The sequence below is a fragment of the Roseburia sp. 1XD42-69 genome (assembly GCF_003612565.1).
Lineage (GTDB): Bacteria > Bacillota > Clostridia > Lachnospirales > Lachnospiraceae > Roseburia_B.
Genome location: NZ_RAZG01000040.1, coordinates 1 through 16,699, shown reverse-complemented (window position 1 = coordinate 16,699; position 16,699 = coordinate 1). Strand labels below are relative to the sequence as shown.

Here is a 16,699-nt window from a genome sequence, read left to right as displayed (position 1 = left end):
AAGTCAAAACAAATAGCTGTACTTTCTGCGCTGTTCCCGTATAACCTGCATAACCCGTTCCTTAATCTCCTCCGAATAATATTTCTCTTTTTCCAGCAGTACCCAGACATCCTTTTCCCCAAAATTAAACTTAATATGCTGTCCATACAATTTTTCCGCTGCATCTAATTGCTCATCAAAATCCTTGCCAAATGTTTTTGATGTAACTCTTCCTATTAATTTTTCCAATGCAATATTCAAAGGATAATCCATTGTTGTATCTGACAGCAAGCCTGCGCCATTGTCAAAAATAGGACAGTAATGATATTTTTCCTCCTCATCCATTAGTACTGCGATATTATGGGTATGCCTGTCTTCATTCAGGAAAAATGCATCTATTGTCAATAATTTGCTTATATACTCGCCAAAATGCCTAAGTCCGGTAATCCGTATCGTCTGTTCTGTCAAAAACCGAATTCTATCCTCCATATCCCTGATCAAATAGATACTTTTGTTCAAGCTTTCCTGGTAAAAATTCTGAAACAGACGCTCCAGTGTTATGAGACGCCATCCCTCCGAAAGAAAATTTGTACTGCTGCAGCCCAAATATCTGGCATATCCACAGCAGATTTCTTCCGTATTGTAACCGATATATTCTCCTTTTTTTAAATTGGACCATTCCAGCAGATTTGATACCACATATTCAGCCAGCCCTTCATACCCGGTGTAATCAGCTTTGTACCATATTTCATTTTTATACCATTTTAACTGATTTCCCTTTGAAGACTGCCTGTTATTTGTTCTGATATCCTGCTCTGATAATTCTACCATACCTCACCTCTCTATTTTTATCCAGAAATTATCTTCCGCCATCCTGCCCTGGGTTTTTTCTATGATCATTAACGGTTCATAAAAAGGCAGGTCAAGTTCTCTCAAAATAAGTTTCATTTTGTCACGGCTTCTGGGAAAGCAACGGCTCTCCAAAAACTCTTCATACTGATCAAATGTGGGTCTTTCCTCTCTGCCAAAAGCCCTGAAAATATAATCTTTCGTATAATTATATACTTTTACCAGCCTCTTCCGCTCCTCCACATCAATTATAGTGCAAATCTCATCCTCATGCATATACCACAAACGCATTTGATATGCCCTGGCAGGTATCTCCAATTCCTCCCTGATCTGGGGGTATTCTCTCAGAACTTTCATCAATGTCACAATTGGTCCTGTAATTTCTTTATCGCTGCCCTCCCATCGTTCAATGGTTTTCACGGAAACATTACAGAGCTGGGCAAACTCCGCCTGGGTCAATTTCAAATTTTTTCGTATAGCTTTTATGTCTTTTCCACACAATACATTCGAAATGGCAAATAATTTCTGTTCCAAGTTACCCCTCCATTCATAAAAACAGTATATTTCTGCTACGGTATTAGTATACCCTTAAAATAAGGGTCCGTCAATATATTTTTCCCCTTATTTTAAGGGGTTAACAATCCTCTGCAACTGTCCGATATAAAGTTTCAGTCAGATGTTCTCTGGCAGCCCGTAACTTTTTAACCAGCACGAAAGGAGGTCAATTATGACAAAGCAAATGTTTCATTCAGGAAAAAGACAACTAAATATCAGGTGCAGGGCCTCTTTTACGGCTAATTAAAATTTGGTTTATTTATTTTCATTTATTATCTATGCCGAAAGGCATCTCTATGCAGCTCTTCGCTGCTGTTTTTTCATAGCCAAAAAAGCACATAATACCATGCTGTGCCAATATAAAAAGAGGACTGTGCCGTTTTGTGAGAAAGGATTTATATGAATTTACCTATTACAGTGACACAAAATGACCTGTTGGAAATATTGTTAAATGTAGCGCCCATCCGGCCTGTTTTCATCTGGGGAGCGCCGGGCATCGGGAAATCCGCCCTTGTGGAAAAATTTGCCCGGGAAGTGGGGCTTCCCTGCGTATCCCTTTTGGGAAGCCAGTTGGCGCCGGAGGATATTATCGGCATCCCCAGAATAAACGGGGAGACTTCCGAATTTCTCCCCCCGAAAATGATTGCAAGAAAAGAACCCTACGTGCTGTTTTTAGATGAGTTAAACGCCTGCTCCCAGGAGGTGCAGAAAGCATTTTACAGCCTGATTCATGAGAGAAGAATCGGGGAATACCATCTGCCGGAGGGCAGTATTGTGGTGGGGGCAGGAAACCGGGCAGAGGACAGCGCCATTGTAAAAACCATGTCCTCCGCCCTGATTAACCGCATGTTCCACGTGCAGATGAAAGCCGATGCCAGACAGTGGATCAAATGGGCGAAAGGTGTGGGGCTGCATCCCTGGGTGACGGATTATATTTCCCAGCGGCCTGACCATCTTTTTTCAGAGCCTCCAAAGACGGAAGAGCCATTTTCCACCCCAAGGTCCTGGCATATGTTAAGCGATGCCCTGACAGAATACCACGCAGGGAAAAAAGATATCCCGGCGGAAGTTCTGCGCATGATTTCCTATGCATGTTTAACTCCCTCCCATGCGGGGATGTTTTTGGCCTACACGAAAAATATTAAAAATTCCCACCTTTTGGATGACATTATTGCCCAGGAGGCAAAATGGCCAAAGAAACCGGAAGACCGGGATTTGCTTTATTTCCTTGCCCAGTCCTTCCGGGGAAGGCTGCTTACAGAGCTTCCCAAAAGCAAACAGGACCTCCCAAAGGGCACTATACACTTTGTCTACCGGGCAAAAGCAATGATAAAAGAGCTTTCCGTTATTAATTTTGAAATTGCCCAGATGACAGTGGCCTCAGATGAAGAAGAAACTCTCCCCGACTGGTTTATGGTGGAAATCATCAGAGATTTGCCAAGGCTGGTGGACACCCTGTAGATTTTGGAAAAAGGAGAAAAACATGGCTTATTTACATAAAAATTATTACACAGATGAAAAAGACATTCCTCCGGGAGAAGCACGCTTTTTATCGGGATTCCAGATATTTGAGCAGCACATTCTGCTGGGCAGGTTAAAAGGGGATATCTATATTAAGAAGGCCCATCTCTCCTCCGGGGAAAGCGCGGCCTGTGTGACAAAATACGGCGACGTCTACGTCAATACCCAGGCAAAACTTTCCCCCGGGCAATGGGCCTATGTCATCGCCCACTGTCTTTTACATCTGGCCTTTGGGCATTTTGATGCCCAAACTATGCCCTTTCATGGGAAGGAAGATTTTAATCCCCTGGTCTGGAACAAGGCCTGTGACCTTTACATCACCCGGTTTTTAGCAGACATTCAATTCGGGGATTCTGTTTTTGAAGAGCCAAGAAATGAGTATACCATCCGGCTGAATGATGAGAGGAAAATATACAGCCACCTGTTGGAAACCGAAGGGGAAACCATAAGGCAGACTTACGGAACCAACTCCCCCCGCCGGGGAGATATGATTGATTTGGAACATCCTCTGTATTATAAAAGCGGGGAGAGCAATACATACGCCGCCGCTTTTTCCTACGCCATCACCCACTCTGTCACTTCCGTGGTCAGTGATGCAGGAGGGCATGGGATAAATCCCGGCAAAGATACCCCGGTAAAAAAAGCCGCCCAGTGGTTTTTGGCCCACTACCCCCTGTTAGGGGGAATGGCATCTTCCTTTAAAATTGTGGAAGAGTGGGAAATTTGTAAACGATATGAGATACACATTGCCGCCGTGGACCCGGTTTTAGGGGAAATCTACGCCAATCCCGCCTGCGGGTTTTCGGAGGAGGAATGGAAATTTGTCCTGGCTCACGAATATTTACATGCAGGGCTGGAACACCACAAGCGGTGCCAGGGACGGGACCCTTATCTGTGGAACATTGCCTGCGACTATGTGATCAACGGCTGGCTCATGGAAATGAAAATCGGAGCCATGCCAAGAGAAGGGCTTCTCTATGACAAGGAGCTTAAGAACCTTTCTGCAGAATCCATTTACGATAAAATTGTAAAAGAAATGAGGAAGTTTAAAAAAAATGCCACCTTCCGGGGATATGGACACGGAGACATTTTCGGAAACGGCACACCCAGGTTTGAAAACGCAGGCAAAGGGGTAAGCCTGGATGAATTTTTAAAAAATGCTTTGAAAGAAGGGCTGGATTTCCACATAACAAATCAGAGAGGGTATCTCCCTGCAGGGCTTGTGGAGGAAATACGGGCACTGTCTACCCCGCCTATTCCCTGGGAAGTGGAACTGGCAAAATGGTTTGACCACATGTTTCCCCCTATGGAAAAACACCGGACTTACGCAAGGCCAAGCCGCAGGCAGGGCGCGACCCCGGATATCCCAAGGCCCAGCTACGCCTTTTTAGAAAAAGATTTAGAGAGCAGAACCTTTGGAGTGGTTTTGGACACCTCCGGCTCCATGTCCCAAAAACAGCTTGGCCTGGCCTTAGGAGCCATTGCAAGCTATGCAGTGTCAAAAGACGTGCCCTTTGTGAGAGTGGTATTCTGCGACGCAGATGCCACAGACGCAGGGTATATGTCCCCGGATGATATTGCCGGTAGGGTAAAAGTCACCGGCCGGGGCGGCACCGTTTTACAGCCGGGCATTGATTTGCTGGAAAAAGCAAAAGACTTTCCGGGAAAAGGGCCGGTTTTAATTATTACAGACGGCTATATTGAAGACAATCTAAAAGTGAAACGGGAACATGCTTTCCTGATTCCAAAAGGAAACAGGCTGCCTTTTCGCCCCGTAGGCAAAGTCTTTTATTTTCAAAAATAACTCAAATTGTGAAAAACCTTACGAATTTCTATCTTTTCTTTCTACTATTCAAAAAACTATTGATTTTTAAACAGTAGTTGGTGTAATATTAGTACAACAAATACTACGTTGTACTAAAAAAGGAGGATTTCACATGGACCGAAACCAATATCTGCTAAAACTGCAAAAAAGACTAATCTTTAAACTTCCCGCCTCCTCTCTGCGGGAGCTTCTCACAGATACAGAAGGATTTCTGCGGGAGGAAGAAAACACAGGCCACAGTCCAAAGTTTGGCACATACCGGGAATTTGCCAGAGACATTGCGCCGGAAAAGAATTTCCGGCTCATCCTTGCCATCCTTTGCGCCATCTCTTTTATCTTTTTCAGCCTGCTTTTTTGGATAGGATATACGGGCTACTCCTTACCTTTCGCAGCTTCCTTTATGCTTCCCTTTGGGGTTATCGTCCCCGGGGCAGTTCTTCTGTGGCTTGTGCTGGGAATCAACTGCCTTTGGGATTCCTGCTATAACTATGACCGGAAAAAACTGCTGAGAAAACAGCTCTGCCTGTTTTTTACCGCCCTTGCTGTACAGCTGATCCTGCTTTTTATCTTCCCGGAAGCATATCTGGCAGGCTATTTTCCCTGGAGCGACGGCCTCTACTGGGGCTCTTCCCTGCTCTGCCTGCTGGGAATGGGAAGCTCCCTGATTAAAATTGTACGGGGGCAGTTTCAGTCCTATTTTACACTGCTTCAAATCACGGGGATTTTTTTAAGCCTTATCGGATACAACCGATACCTGGGCAATATGGATATACCAGTGTTCTACCAATATCCGTTTTTTATGATACCATACTTCATTTCCCTGGCTGCAGCCCTTATATCTTTTTTCATCCTGGAAAGGGAGGTGGGACATGGACGCTCAAATTAAAAAAGGGATTCTTGAAATGTGCCTTCTGCTGAAATTAGCAAAAAAAGATTACTATGGATATGAATTGATGAAAGAAATGAACCTGCTGTTTCCGGACGTAAATGAAAGCACCTTTTATGCCATTTTGCGCAGACTGAAAAAAGAGGGATTTGCCGTGCAGTACCAGGGGGAGGTGTCCGGCGGCCCTGCAAGGAAATATTATAAACTCTCTCCTGGGGGGGAAAGAGAGTTAGATAGGAAAATGCAGTCCTGGGAGGAACTCTGTGAAATCGTGGAACAGTTGAGGTAAATCTTTATTCCCGTTTGGCAACATAGCGGTAATGAAGCATGTCCACCCCCCGGTAATGCTTCGTCCAACTGTCTCTTACCGTCATGCCATTTCTGACAGCCACCTTTTGGGATGCCGCATTTGTATCTCTGATAATGGAGCATACTTCCTTTGCATTTAGAATTTCAAAGGCATACTTTTTGCAGGCCCTGGCAGCTTCCGTGGCATAGCCCTTATGCCAGTAATTGCGTTGGAGGAGATATCCCACCTCAAGCACTTCCTCCTCTTTCCAGGGCTGCATGGTCAGGCCGCACTGCCCAATCACCTCATCCCTTTCCTTTAAAACCATGGCCCACAGGCCAAATCCCCATTTCTCATAACGGGAAATCTGCCTGTCCAGCCATTCCTGTACCTCTCCATCGCTAAAAGCTCCCTCATAGGCATACATGGTTTTCTCATCCTGCAGGATTTTGCATAGGGATTTGAAATCATTTTGGTTCATCCTGCGGAAATATAAACGCTCTGTTTCAAGTATCATTATTTGCTCCTTTACATTCTTTCAAATATACCTCATAAGAATTTTCTTCAAAAAATGTCTTATAAATCTGCTTCATCTTTTCCCCTGCAGCTTGTCCCATGATCTGTTTTTGAACCGGAAGGCAAAGAATCTCGTAATCCAACCCTCCGTCTGCCACGGTAAAAACATTTGTTTCTATTAATCCGTTTTTCAGATAAAAATTCTTTCTCCGCTCCCGAATCAGACGCTGCTTTTCATCCGGGGCTTTGTCAATCCGCTCTATCTCTAAAAATACGGCCTCCGTATCTGTAGTTTCTTTTAATACATCCCTCAACTGGGTTAAAAAAACAGAACCAAGTCCCAGGCTTCGTTTTTTCCGTTCTACCGCAAAGTAATCCAAAAGCCAGACATTCCCTTCATTTGCCGCCTCAAAAACGGCATAAGCGGATAATTCCCGTTCCCCTTTTCCAAAAAGGCCATATACTTTGTTAAGCCCACGCTGATGTAAATCCTCAATCATGCCAAAAGGTTTTATTTCAGGTGCCGGAAAATCCTGCTGCATATTTGTATGATATAGTTTTTCTATTTCTTCCCAGTTTAAGGGATAAATTTTATAATCATTTCGGTTTTCTGTATCCATAAATTCTTCGTTTCTATACTCCAATCAACACATTTTTCCCCTGAAAGGCAAAGCCATATTTTCTGATTCGCTCCGGGGGAATCCCCTCAGTCTCAAGAGATGCCGCATATTTCTTTTCCTCTATCTGCAAAAGCGCTGCCTCCGCCGTTTCTTTCAGGGTTTTCTCATCCTCTGCATCATGGACTTTAAACTCCATGATAATGGCATGGTCCATATTTGTCTTCGGCTTCATCATCACATCATAACGCCCAAAACCGCTTTCCCGGTTTGAGGTAATCACATACCTGTCCTTAAGCTCCACCATAAGCCCCAGGACAAATCCGTGGTAAAACCTTTCCGGCTCCGCAGTTTCCGAAGGCCTGTTTCCCGTATCAAACTTGCTGAAAGTAGCAAGGGCAACCCTGTTCATATAGTAATTCATAGCCTTTACATCATCCATCAAAAGCGCCTTAATAAAGTCATTGTATGCCGGGGCATAATTTTTAAACCATCCTTCTATCATATCCTCAAACATATATTTTACTTCATTGTTGGTAAGCCTCAGCTTATATTCGTCTTTTTCCCGGTCTGGATCCATGTTACATTCTTCTACTTTCAAATAACCGCTGGCAAGTAAAAGGCTCCATATGGCATATTCGTTGTGGTCAAGCTGGTTAAATACAATCTGCTCGTCTATTTTTGTACAGAGGACCTCCCCTTTTAAGAGGTTTTCCATAATGATTTTTACGTCCTTGCTTCCCTCCCGGATCAGTTTCCCCACCAGGCTGTTGCTGCTGGTGTTGGCCCAGTAGGTGGAAAACCTTTTTTTATCTAAAAAATTTAGAATCGACCAGGGATTGTAAATATCTGCCGTTTCCCCAAAGATAAAACCGTCATACCAGAGTTTCACTTCCTCTTCCCGGTCTGCCAGGCCAAATTCCTTTAAGGCATCCGACACTTCTCTCTGCGTAAAGCCAAAAAAATCCGCATATTTATCAGAAGTTGCCGTGACCACTTCCAGATTATTCAGGTCAGAAAAAATGCTTTCTTTGCTCACCCTTGTAATCCCTGTCATAATGGCTCGCTCCAGATACGGGTTTGTCTTAAAAGTGGAATTAAACAGGTTTCTGATAAATAATATCATTTCCTCCCAATACCCGTAGACATAGGCTTCCTGCATGGGCGTATCATACTCATCCAAAAGGATAATGGGCTTTTTCCCGTAATACCGCTGCAAATAATCCGCCAAAGCCCTTATGGAATCCGATGCAATATAATTCTCCATCTCCGGGTCGACTTTCTTATACATATCCTTTTCGTCTTCATTCAGACAGTCCGATTCCAGAAGAAAATCATGTCTGTTATATAGCCTTTTTATATTACGGCAGATAGCTTTCCGGGCAGAAGGAAACTCAGTTTCTTTCACATCCGCAAAACTCATGAAAATCACAGGGTACGTCCCCTGAAGTTTTCTGTATTTTTCCTCTTTCCAGATATTTAAGTTTTCAAACAAATCGCTTCTCCCGGCATATTCCAAGGAAAAAAACTTTTCTACCATATTCATATTCAAGGTTTTCCCGAAACGCCTAGGTCTTGTAATCAGCGTTACGCTGTCCCCGTTTTCCCACCATTCCCGGATAAAATCTGTTTTATCTATATAAAAATAATTGTTGGTAACAATGGTTTCAAAATCCTGTACCCCTATTGCCACTGTCCTTGCCATGCCCTCACTCCTTTATTTCTGTTTCACTTATCCTAGCACAAAAAACCTCCCACAGCAAGGACAGCAGATAAAATATATTCTAACAGCAATTTTTCCGCATCAACTCCCGCATCTGCATAATACCATGCTCCTGGGAAGTGATAATGGACTGCAATATCGGCACAAGCCCTGGACAAATTTCATATTCCAGGGCAGCTTTCGACATGCGCACCGCCCCCATATGGTGGGGTATCATTTCCCGCATAAAATTGCAGGAAATATTGTTGTCTGCACAGGCATGGCGCATCTGGAAAAACATTAGCTGTTTAATCTGGTTTATCCTTCCCTGAAACTTATTTAACTGGCAGGGTGTGTTCCTGCAAGCCTCACATTCCTCTTCAATCTCAAGCATATCCCCGATACCCCTGGTCTGTTCCGTGATAATTCCTTCTGCGATTTCCTTCAGTGCAGGAATGGGACAATAGGCCAAAAGGTTTTCTGACATTTCAATCGCTGCCAGGTGGTGGGGAACCATCTGGACAATAAAATTGTAAGAAATGCTGTCCTTTAGCCTTGCCTCCTCCATTCCCCTTATCATTTCAGTTAATATGCGGTTGTATTTTTGCAAATATTTTTCTGTTTCCGGGTTCAAAAGATTGTGGCAATGTCTCATATTTTCTTCATTCTAATTATTCCATTAATGTATCATATGCAAAAAAGCATTTCCCGACACTGCACACTACAAAAAGACTTACTTTACGGTAACTTTAATCTCCTTCTGTTTACCGTTTTGGGCATAGACATAAACCTTACATGTCCCCTTGGCCTTTGCCCGGATCAGACCCTTTCCTGAGACAGCCGCTACTTTTGGATTCGTTGATTCGTAACAAATATTCCGGTACTTTTTCAGCGCCTTTTTCTCCTTCACCTGGGAAGCCTTAACCTGATAAGTCTTTCCCTTTTTAAGGTTTACCTTGGTCTTTTTTACCTTCACGGATTTTGTATTTCCGTATTTTCCACCGTCTGTGAAAACATAGACACATTTTGATGCCGCAATCGTAATCTTCCTGCCGTCTATCATTTTGTACCCACGCACCACATATTTATAAGCTGTTCCTTTGTTAAGCTTCTTCTGGGTAAAAGTTTTGGTACTGCCCTTTCGGATATCTTTCACCAGTTTCCATTTGTTTTTCCTGCCGCACTTGGCTGCATAAATCTGATAACCGTCAGCTCCTCTTACGTTCTTCCATGTCAGCTTTACACTTTTTGCCGTTGTTTTGGATCCCGCTGCCTGAAGCCTGTAAAAAGTTGAGCCTTTCACATCTCCTTCCGATTGTTGCTTCTTAAACGTGTCCTCCCCGATCAATAACGTTTCCATGGAAATATCATATTTTCCTGCCATGGCAAGGATTTTTTCTGCCGTCTTTTTGGATACCTTAAGCTCCCTTACCAACTTTGACACCGACGTATTTTCCTCTTCCGTTATGTTTCCTGTGCCGCCGTTTTCCCCTTCCGTTATGTTTCCTGTGCCGCCATTTTCCCCTTCTGTTATATTTCCTGTGTTGCCATTCTCCGGCAGTTTTGCAATGGTCTTATCTATAATTATGGTGTCTGCCGTATCCCCGCAGCGAACCGTAATAGTTCCACGGATATTTCCTTCCCCGGTTACCGTTGCCTCCGTCTTTGTAATGTCTCCCACTGTTACCGTTACATCCGAAAAATCTGAACTGGCATTTTTAAGCACATCATTTACCGCTTCCTGAATTTTCTCCCCTGTGGTATCATTTTTCACAGTAATGTTTTCCAGGGCCTGCTGCACCGCCTTTTTTGCAGCTTTAACCTTCTCATTGTTCAGCACATAGTCATTTGGTATGCCATTTTCAAAATATGTGTTAGCAAAGGCAAAACTATGCAGGGTATGATTTGCCATGGAATCCTCACTGATGGAAGAAAGAAAACCAATATGAACATCACTCTCTGTAAATATATGTGAGAATCCATACACTTTCTCCATTGCAATCTGGGCATTTTCAGGCCTTGCCGCTTCCAAAAAACTTCCATTTGCATATCTGACATATAAGTTTTCCCCATCATAGTCCACCCATAGGGTAAACAGCCTGTTATCCACACCTTCCCCTAATACATCTATATCGCCTGCATCAGCAAACCGTGTTGCACACTTTGAAGAGTCACTTGCTGTGGAAGCGGATGCAGCATTGACATTCACATATTTACCATTCTTCACCTCATCCGGTTTCAAACCATTCAGATAAGAAATACCATGATGTTCCCTGACAACGCCATCTTTCATAACACCTATATGGTCAAATCTTCTTTCGGAACTGTCCGGCAGGCTGGCATATCCCCAGTTATTCAATTTTGTCCAATAAGCGGGGCCTTTATTTACCCAATCATATTCTAATCCGTTATTTCTGGTATCATCGGCAAGTCCCTGCAAATAACCGAAACCGGAGTTTGCATAAATCTGATTGTCATATACCCAATTCACATAGGTTCCCTCTGATGAATCAAAATTACAATGCCCCCCATTAAAATAGGAGTCCATCTCAATTACAAGGCTGTCTTTATTTCCATAATATGCCATACCGGTGCTGGTATTCCCTTTTATCTCCTCCATCGGTGTAACAATAAAGGCAATGCCATACCCCCCCCCCGCATTTTGAGGTTTAGACCATGCATCCGGCATGGAAATTGTATATTTTGCTGAAAATTCGCTGGTATCTTTTAAAGATATCTTATCTCCAACAATTGCTACACCCGCCCGGCTGCTTATTATCCCTTCTCTTTTTGCATCAGTGCGGACATTGTTAATCAATCTTACAATTTTCTCCTGTTTTCCGGAATGCTCATTTTCCACAATCCCAGCCTGTGACGCCGGATCCGTTACCACGTTTTCATCTGCTCCTGTTTTAAAAACCGTGGTAAAATCCCAACTGTTTTCCGAAAAGTCTATTCCTGTTCCAAGCCCCTCCGCAAAATAGTTTTTTGCTTCTTTCGTGGCAGCATGAACTTCAACGATGCCCGTTCCAAGCCAGCAGCCAAAAACTGTTGATGACAGCATTGAAGCAGACAGTAAAACTGCCAGTTTTCTTTTTCTCCCTTGCATACTCATAATAATTCCTCCCTGTTATTTATAATTTTCTTATATTGTATTCTCCAAAAAAATAGCGGGGAATTTCCCCGCTGTTCCGTGAACCAGGGCCTTTCGGCCAGTCCACATCAATCACCGTTGTCATATTATGCAAATGATAAAAGAAATCTGCAAAAAAGTCAATCCTATGTTACAATTTATTTCGCTTTTACAATCCTCCCATTTTCCATCCTGATAATCTCATCACACTGATTGGCAATCCCCATATCATGGGTGACAAGCAAAACCGTAAGCCCCTGGTCATGGGCGCACTTCACTAAAAAACGAATCACACTGTTCCCCGTCTCCGAATCCAGTGCTCCGGTAGGCTCATCCGCATAGAGAATAGAAGGCTTATTAATAAGCGCCCGGACAATGGCCGTCCTCTGCTGCTCCCCGCCGGACATCTGCTTGGGGTAAAGCCTGCGCTGCTTTTCTAAGCCCACGCTTTTCATCATCTTTTTCACCCTGCCGCTCTCCAGCTTTTTGTCTGAAAAAACCAGGGGCATCCTGATATTTTCCTCACAGGTTAGCTCCGGAATCAGATGATAATTCTGAAACAAAATTCCGATATTTTCATTCCGGAACTTTTCCTGCTCTTTTCTCTCCAGGGAATAATAATCCTTCTTTTTAAGATAAACTTTCCCCTCAGAAGGCTTGTCAATACCGCTTAAAATAGAAAGCAAAGTACTCTTGCCGCACCCGCTTTTTCCCACAATAGCCGTAATGGTATTTTGTTTTAACTCGAAAGAAATATCCGTTAAAATATGTTCCGTTTTGTCCCCTACCTGGATATTTTTTGAAATATGTTCCGCTTTAATCATAATAATTCCTCCTGTTTTTAATGTAGCGCCCCCTCACTTCGTTTCGGCGGCATTTGCCACAAGGAGGGACCCGCTTGCGGGAGGATTCCTTATGGCTCCATTTCGTCGGAAGGCATCCTAAAAATGCTTCGCATTTGCCTTCCTCCTATTCATCCCGTATCATTTCCATTTTTCCACTTCTAAAATTTATCCACTGTGCAATATAGCAGCATCCCAGCACAAAAATTGTTACCGACAGGCTGGTTATGATTACCGTAGGCGCCGACAGGGGATAAAATGTCCTCAGCAAAAATCCATAGACAAATCCTCCCACCAGCATAGATGCCGCCAGCACACAGACCGCCGCCGTCCAGGCAATCATCAGATACTCCAGAAATACCACCCAAAAGGCTTTTCTCCTGGATGCCCCAAATACCTGGTACAAAAACATTTCTTTTTTTCTGGACAAAAGGTCGCTTCGCACCATGGAATAGAAAAACGTTCCCGTCACAAGAATGAGCATAATCCCTGTCACTGCCACGACACTTAAATAATCCGACAAAAGTTCCGCCACTTCATTTACCGATTCCGTTGTAGTCATGACATTGCAACGCTGTCCTGCCAATATAGTTTCAAGTTTTTCTTCCGCCTCTAAGTCAATGTCCATAATAAACACCGTGTCCCAGGTATCGTCAAGCCCCCACCCGAAATCGCTGCGGTTTACAAAAAAATTATAAGGGAATATATTCCACATAACATTTCCCAGGCCCGTCCGCTTTGAAAATTTCAAATCCTTTCCAAAAATACCGCTTTCTTCCCTAAGATCCAAACCACAGCGGTACGAAAAATAATTTTCCGAAGCAAAACAGCCCCCCGGCACCTGAAAAGCCTGGCTGTTGTCCGTCTGCCCGTCTATCACCAGGGCGTAAAACTCGTCCCATTCCCCCTCCACTTGTTTTACCCCGATATCCTCATACTTCATTTCTTTTGTATATCCTTTTGTATACAGATATCCGTTTTTATCCAGAATTTTCTGTACCATGCCCTGTTCCCTAAACCCCGGCTCCTCCACCACTGTGGTATACCCGTTGTTTTTACTGTAGGCTTTCCTTAAAGACGTGGAGAAATCAAAAATAAAATTTGCCCCGACACAGATCAGAATTGCCCCAACGGACACTGTAGCTGCCAGCATGGCATCACGCTTATGCCTGCTGCACAAAAACCGATAGCTGATCCCTGACATTTTTTCTAGGGTTTTTATGCCGTGATTTCTCTTCCTCCCCTGCTCATGAAAAAAAATGTAAAAAATCACCATAAGCACCAGGACAATCACGGCGCAGATAAGCAGCATAATATTGATGTCTTTCCAGTTTTTACGGAACAAGACAGAAACCATCGCATACAGAAGAATACATTCAATGACCCAGTATATCCGGTTTGTCTGCTTTTCTTTTTCCCCTTTCCTTCCGAAAAGCAGAAATATAATAGGCATTTCATAGATGGAAAGCCCGGAAATCAGATTTCCGAAAAAAGCAATCACCGTAAGGATAGCCACCACCAACAGCAGGATTTGAAACATTTCCCCGGAAAACATAGGGATAAAGCCCTCCGTATGGCCAAGCTTTTTAGATAGATGGGAAAACAGGAAATATCCTCCCGCATCCCCCAAAAGTCCGCCTAGCACCCCAAAGGAGACACCTTCCACCAGGGCCCGGATAAAAATATCCCTATTTCCCATGCCAAATATTTTCATCATAGCATAGGATTTTTCCATGGAACGGTTGTGGAACATCAATATACTACTGCACCCCCACACCACAATTAAAATGCTGCCCAGGGCAAAAATCCCCATCACCCTTCCCATCAGGTTAAACACGGAAAATTCATAATCCAGTTCCCTATCCAAGTCATCTTCAATCCCAGCATGGTCAGACAGCTCACTGTCCCAGTTTTTTGCCTGGGCTCTTGCATAGGCTTTGTTATTGCTCTGCACCAAAAGGGAGCAGGAAAGGATTGCCCCTGCAAATGCAAAGATAAACACCAGGACGGCAAATCTCATTTTCTGTGATTTGTAAAACCGCAAAAAAAATGCCGGCTTGCCCATATAACCACCTCCAAATCTTTTGTCTGTAATTATATGGCTGCCGGCACTTTTTGTCTGCCAATTTGCGGTTGCACTTTGTCAATTTTAACGGGCGGGCCGTTTTATGCCTTATTTTACGCTTCTTCAATGATATATTCATGCTTTTTGGTCATTTTGTCATAATTTTCGCCAACCAAGGGCAGTCTGCCACGCCTTTTCCGCTGGGAAACTCTCTGTGCAAAGTATAGTAGCTTCTGGCCGCATACAGGGCAAGGGAAATGGTATAACTTAATGTATTTTCGTCATTGTACTGAATATAGGCAGTTTCAAAAATTCCCTGCGTATTTCGCTGTTGGGAATAAAAACGCTCTGCTGTAATAGGCCGCCAGCATATCCGCCGCCATGGAATTGCCGAACCGTCTTGGACGGCTGACGCAGATATATTTTCACTTTGTCCGCAATACGGAATTGGTAAAACAAATCCATTCGGGAAAGCCATAGCCGGTTGCCCCTCCCGTTGTCAAGCCCGTTGCCGAGAAGAGAACTTACAAATGCCGTATTGAACTGTCGCCACTTCTGTTGCATTATTTACTTTTTTCTTTTGTTGAATTTTTCTTTTGCAAAATCATAAGATTCTTGTATCATTGCCTTGAAATCCTCAAAGGTCTTATCAGAGGGATTCCGTATATTTTGTAAAAACTGTCTGCTATTCCATAGTGACAATTAAAAAAATAGGTGTATGTGATAAACAAAATTAATGATTATCGTAAATAAATTATTGACTTTCATATATTTTTGTTATATAATCGCTACATAGGAGGTAAAGAAAATGAAACCAAGTCAAGAGAAAATCAGGAGTATGAGTAAGAAAATAAGCATTGTACTCAAGTTGGGATTTATTGTATCGAATGTTATCGTAATATTATCCTTAATAGCAATCGGCATTTTAGTGTTTTCGGGTGAAGAAACGAAATTATCTTTTCTTGCTGCTTTCAATGTTACAGCGAATAATGGAACTACAATAAGTATTGAGGCGCGGTCACTTTTGATTATGTTTGCATTTATGCTGATTGATACAATACTTATCTCGCTTGCGATATTTTTTGTCTATGCCATATTTGATAAAATCAGAAAAGGTTTTACGCCATTTACACATGAAAATACTACCCGAATTAAAAAAGTTGCAATTATAACGGCTATTTTGAGTATAGTTGGAAGCTATTCCGATTCATTGGTGGATTATTACACCATTGGAGAATTAACATGGCGGGTTAATATTATTGGAATGATAGTTGCGATAATTGTTTATTGTATTTCTTTGATATTCAGTTATGGTTGTGATTTGCAAAAGGAATCAGATGAAACATTGTGAGGTGATAATTTGCCAATAATTATGAGGTTAGATAGGGTAATGGCAGATAGAAAAATGTCTTTAAAAGAGTTGTCTGAAAAAGTAGGCGTTGCTAATGTCAATCTATCCAAGATGAAAACAGGAAAAATTAGTGCAATTCGGTTTTCGACTTTAGAAGCAATATGTGAAGTTCTGGATTGCCAGCCGGGGGATATTTTAGAATATAAAAAAGGAGAGTGAAATGAAAATTTGTGGGGCAGTACTTGCAATATTCTATGTAGGGTTAATGGTGTTCGCTGTCTATAAAGAAAAGTTAAAAAGTATATCTTCTGCATTTATACTAATTGGTTGTTTGTTAGTCTTTTTATATACGTTTTTAAACATGGTATGGTGCAAAAATTTTATAATGATTATGATTATTGGAATGTTAAGTATTTCTGTTGGTACATTTATAAATGGCTTCAAGGGAAAAAATCTTCATATTCATCATCATGTTATTCGCATTATTGTTGAAATAGTTAGTGTCTGCTGATTAACCTACACAAGCAGGTAACCAGCCCTCCCTATAGTTTAAAATGTCCAGCAGATAA

The 16,699-nt window shown here is 42.6% G+C and carries 16 protein-coding genes and 1 pseudogene; 7 read left to right on the top strand and 10 right to left on the bottom strand.

What is annotated here, in order from left to right:
* Positions 1–3: 3 nt before the first annotated feature.
* Positions 4–810: a hypothetical protein gene (locus D7Y06_RS16160; protein WP_120408790.1), complete on the bottom strand. Its 807-nt coding sequence runs from the start codon at positions 808–810 to the stop codon at positions 4–6.
* A 3-nt stretch (positions 811–813) separates the two neighbouring features.
* Positions 814–1,362 (bottom strand): helix-turn-helix domain-containing protein, encoded by a 549-nt coding sequence (locus tag D7Y06_RS16155; protein ID WP_120408789.1) that lies wholly within the window; start codon positions 1,360–1,362, stop codon positions 814–816.
* 420 nt (positions 1,363–1,782) lie between these two features.
* Here D7Y06_RS16155 and D7Y06_RS16150 point away from each other — a divergent pair, with 420 nt between their 5' ends.
* The 4 genes from D7Y06_RS16150 (at position 1,783) to D7Y06_RS16135 (ending at position 5,904) form a co-directional block, all read left to right on the top strand.
* Positions 1,783–2,844: an AAA family ATPase gene (locus D7Y06_RS16150; RefSeq protein ID WP_120408788.1), complete on the top strand. Its 1,062-nt coding sequence runs from the start codon at positions 1,783–1,785 to the stop codon at positions 2,842–2,844.
* Positions 2,845–2,866: 22 nt separating this feature from the next.
* Complete coding sequence (locus D7Y06_RS16145; RefSeq protein ID WP_120408787.1) at positions 2,867–4,708, top strand: DUF2201 family putative metallopeptidase; 1,842 nt, start codon at positions 2,867–2,869, stop codon at positions 4,706–4,708.
* Positions 4,709–4,841: 133 nt separating this feature from the next.
* Positions 4,842–5,615: a hypothetical protein gene (locus D7Y06_RS16140; RefSeq protein ID WP_120408786.1), complete on the top strand. Its 774-nt coding sequence runs from the start codon at positions 4,842–4,844 to the stop codon at positions 5,613–5,615.
* Complete coding sequence (locus D7Y06_RS16135) at positions 5,599–5,904, top strand: PadR family transcriptional regulator (protein ID WP_120408785.1); 306 nt, start codon at positions 5,599–5,601, stop codon at positions 5,902–5,904. The genes D7Y06_RS16140 and D7Y06_RS16135 overlap by 17 nt, the downstream gene beginning before the upstream one ends.
* 4 nt (positions 5,905–5,908) lie before the next feature.
* On the opposite strand, the gene D7Y06_RS16130 is transcribed toward D7Y06_RS16135, so the two are convergent.
* The 8 genes and pseudogenes from D7Y06_RS16130 to D7Y06_RS28630 form a co-directional block, all read right to left on the bottom strand.
* Positions 5,909–6,421, bottom strand: a complete 513-nt coding sequence (locus D7Y06_RS16130) for a GNAT family N-acetyltransferase (protein WP_120408784.1) — start codon at positions 6,419–6,421, stop codon at positions 5,909–5,911.
* Positions 6,411–7,064 carry a hypothetical protein gene (locus D7Y06_RS16125; protein WP_120408783.1) on the bottom strand — a complete coding sequence of 218 codons (654 nt, stop codon included), beginning with the start codon at positions 7,062–7,064 and terminating at the stop codon, positions 6,411–6,413. The genes D7Y06_RS16130 and D7Y06_RS16125 overlap by 11 nt, the downstream gene beginning before the upstream one ends.
* Positions 7,054–8,742, bottom strand: a complete 1,689-nt coding sequence (locus D7Y06_RS16120) for an AAA family ATPase (RefSeq protein WP_120408782.1) — start codon at positions 8,740–8,742, stop codon at positions 7,054–7,056. Before D7Y06_RS16120 ends, D7Y06_RS16125 begins: the two co-directional genes overlap by 11 nt.
* A gap of 79 nt (positions 8,743–8,821) precedes the next feature.
* A complete protein-coding gene (locus D7Y06_RS16115; RefSeq protein ID WP_120408781.1) occupies positions 8,822–9,394 on the bottom strand; it encodes a DUF305 domain-containing protein in 573 nt (190 codons plus the stop codon).
* 78 nt (positions 9,395–9,472) lie between these two features.
* Entirely contained in the window at positions 9,473–11,854 is a 2,382-nt protein-coding gene (locus D7Y06_RS16110) for an Ig-like domain-containing protein (RefSeq protein ID WP_120408780.1), read from the bottom strand.
* A 176-nt stretch (positions 11,855–12,030) separates the two neighbouring features.
* Positions 12,031–12,696 (bottom strand): ABC transporter ATP-binding protein, encoded by a 666-nt coding sequence (locus D7Y06_RS16105; protein ID WP_120408779.1) that lies wholly within the window; start codon positions 12,694–12,696, stop codon positions 12,031–12,033.
* A gap of 145 nt (positions 12,697–12,841) precedes the next feature.
* On the bottom strand, positions 12,842–14,779 hold the full coding sequence (locus D7Y06_RS16100) for an FtsX-like permease family protein (RefSeq protein ID WP_120408778.1): 1,938 nt from the start codon (positions 14,777–14,779) through the stop codon (positions 12,842–12,844).
* 347 nt (positions 14,780–15,126) lie between these two features.
* A pseudogene (locus D7Y06_RS28630) lies at positions 15,127–15,204 on the bottom strand (AAA family ATPase); the annotation flags it as partial.
* Between the two features lie 383 nt (positions 15,205–15,587).
* Here D7Y06_RS28630 and D7Y06_RS16090 point away from each other — a divergent pair.
* The 3 genes from D7Y06_RS16090 to D7Y06_RS16080 are packed head-to-tail and all read left to right on the top strand — an operon-like array spanning position 15,588 to position 16,641.
* Positions 15,588–16,130: a DUF2975 domain-containing protein gene (locus tag D7Y06_RS16090; RefSeq protein WP_120408776.1), complete on the top strand. Its 543-nt coding sequence runs from the start codon at positions 15,588–15,590 to the stop codon at positions 16,128–16,130.
* Between the two features lie 9 nt (positions 16,131–16,139).
* The gene (locus D7Y06_RS16085) at positions 16,140–16,349 is read left to right on the top strand and encodes a helix-turn-helix domain-containing protein (RefSeq protein WP_016293696.1); all 210 of its coding nucleotides are present in this window, start codon (positions 16,140–16,142) and stop codon (positions 16,347–16,349) included.
* 1 nt (position 16,350) lies between these two features.
* Positions 16,351–16,641, top strand: coding sequence for a hypothetical protein (locus tag D7Y06_RS16080; RefSeq protein WP_120408775.1), 291 nt, complete (start codon positions 16,351–16,353; stop codon positions 16,639–16,641).
* The last annotated feature ends 58 nt before the right edge of the window (positions 16,642–16,699 follow it).

Coding starts and splice junctions, on each gene's coding strand:
- D7Y06_RS16135 (WP_120408785.1), top strand. CDS start 5,599: ATGGACGCTCAAATTAAAAAAGGGATTCTTGAAATGTGCCTTCTGCTG.
- D7Y06_RS16140 (WP_120408786.1), top strand. CDS start 4,842: ATGGACCGAAACCAATATCTGCTAAAACTGCAAAAAAGACTAATCTTT.
- D7Y06_RS16130 (WP_120408784.1), bottom strand. CDS start 6,421: ATGATACTTGAAACAGAGCGTTTATATTTCCGCAGGATGAACCAAAAT.
- D7Y06_RS16110 (WP_120408780.1), bottom strand. CDS start 11,854: ATGAGTATGCAAGGGAGAAAAAGAAAACTGGCAGTTTTACTGTCTGCT.
- D7Y06_RS16145 (WP_120408787.1), top strand. CDS start 2,867: ATGGCTTATTTACATAAAAATTATTACACAGATGAAAAAGACATTCCT.
- D7Y06_RS16150 (WP_120408788.1), top strand. CDS start 1,783: ATGAATTTACCTATTACAGTGACACAAAATGACCTGTTGGAAATATTG.
- D7Y06_RS16100 (WP_120408778.1), bottom strand. CDS start 14,779: ATGGGCAAGCCGGCATTTTTTTTGCGGTTTTACAAATCACAGAAAATG.
- D7Y06_RS16120 (WP_120408782.1), bottom strand. CDS start 8,742: ATGGCAAGGACAGTGGCAATAGGGGTACAGGATTTTGAAACCATTGTT.
- D7Y06_RS16080 (WP_120408775.1), top strand. CDS start 16,351: ATGAAAATTTGTGGGGCAGTACTTGCAATATTCTATGTAGGGTTAATG.
- D7Y06_RS16115 (WP_120408781.1), bottom strand. CDS start 9,394: ATGAGACATTGCCACAATCTTTTGAACCCGGAAACAGAAAAATATTTG.
- D7Y06_RS16160 (WP_120408790.1), bottom strand. CDS start 810: ATGGTAGAATTATCAGAGCAGGATATCAGAACAAATAACAGGCAGTCT.
- D7Y06_RS16105 (WP_120408779.1), bottom strand. CDS start 12,696: ATGATTAAAGCGGAACATATTTCAAAAAATATCCAGGTAGGGGACAAA.
- D7Y06_RS16090 (WP_120408776.1), top strand. CDS start 15,588: ATGAAACCAAGTCAAGAGAAAATCAGGAGTATGAGTAAGAAAATAAGC.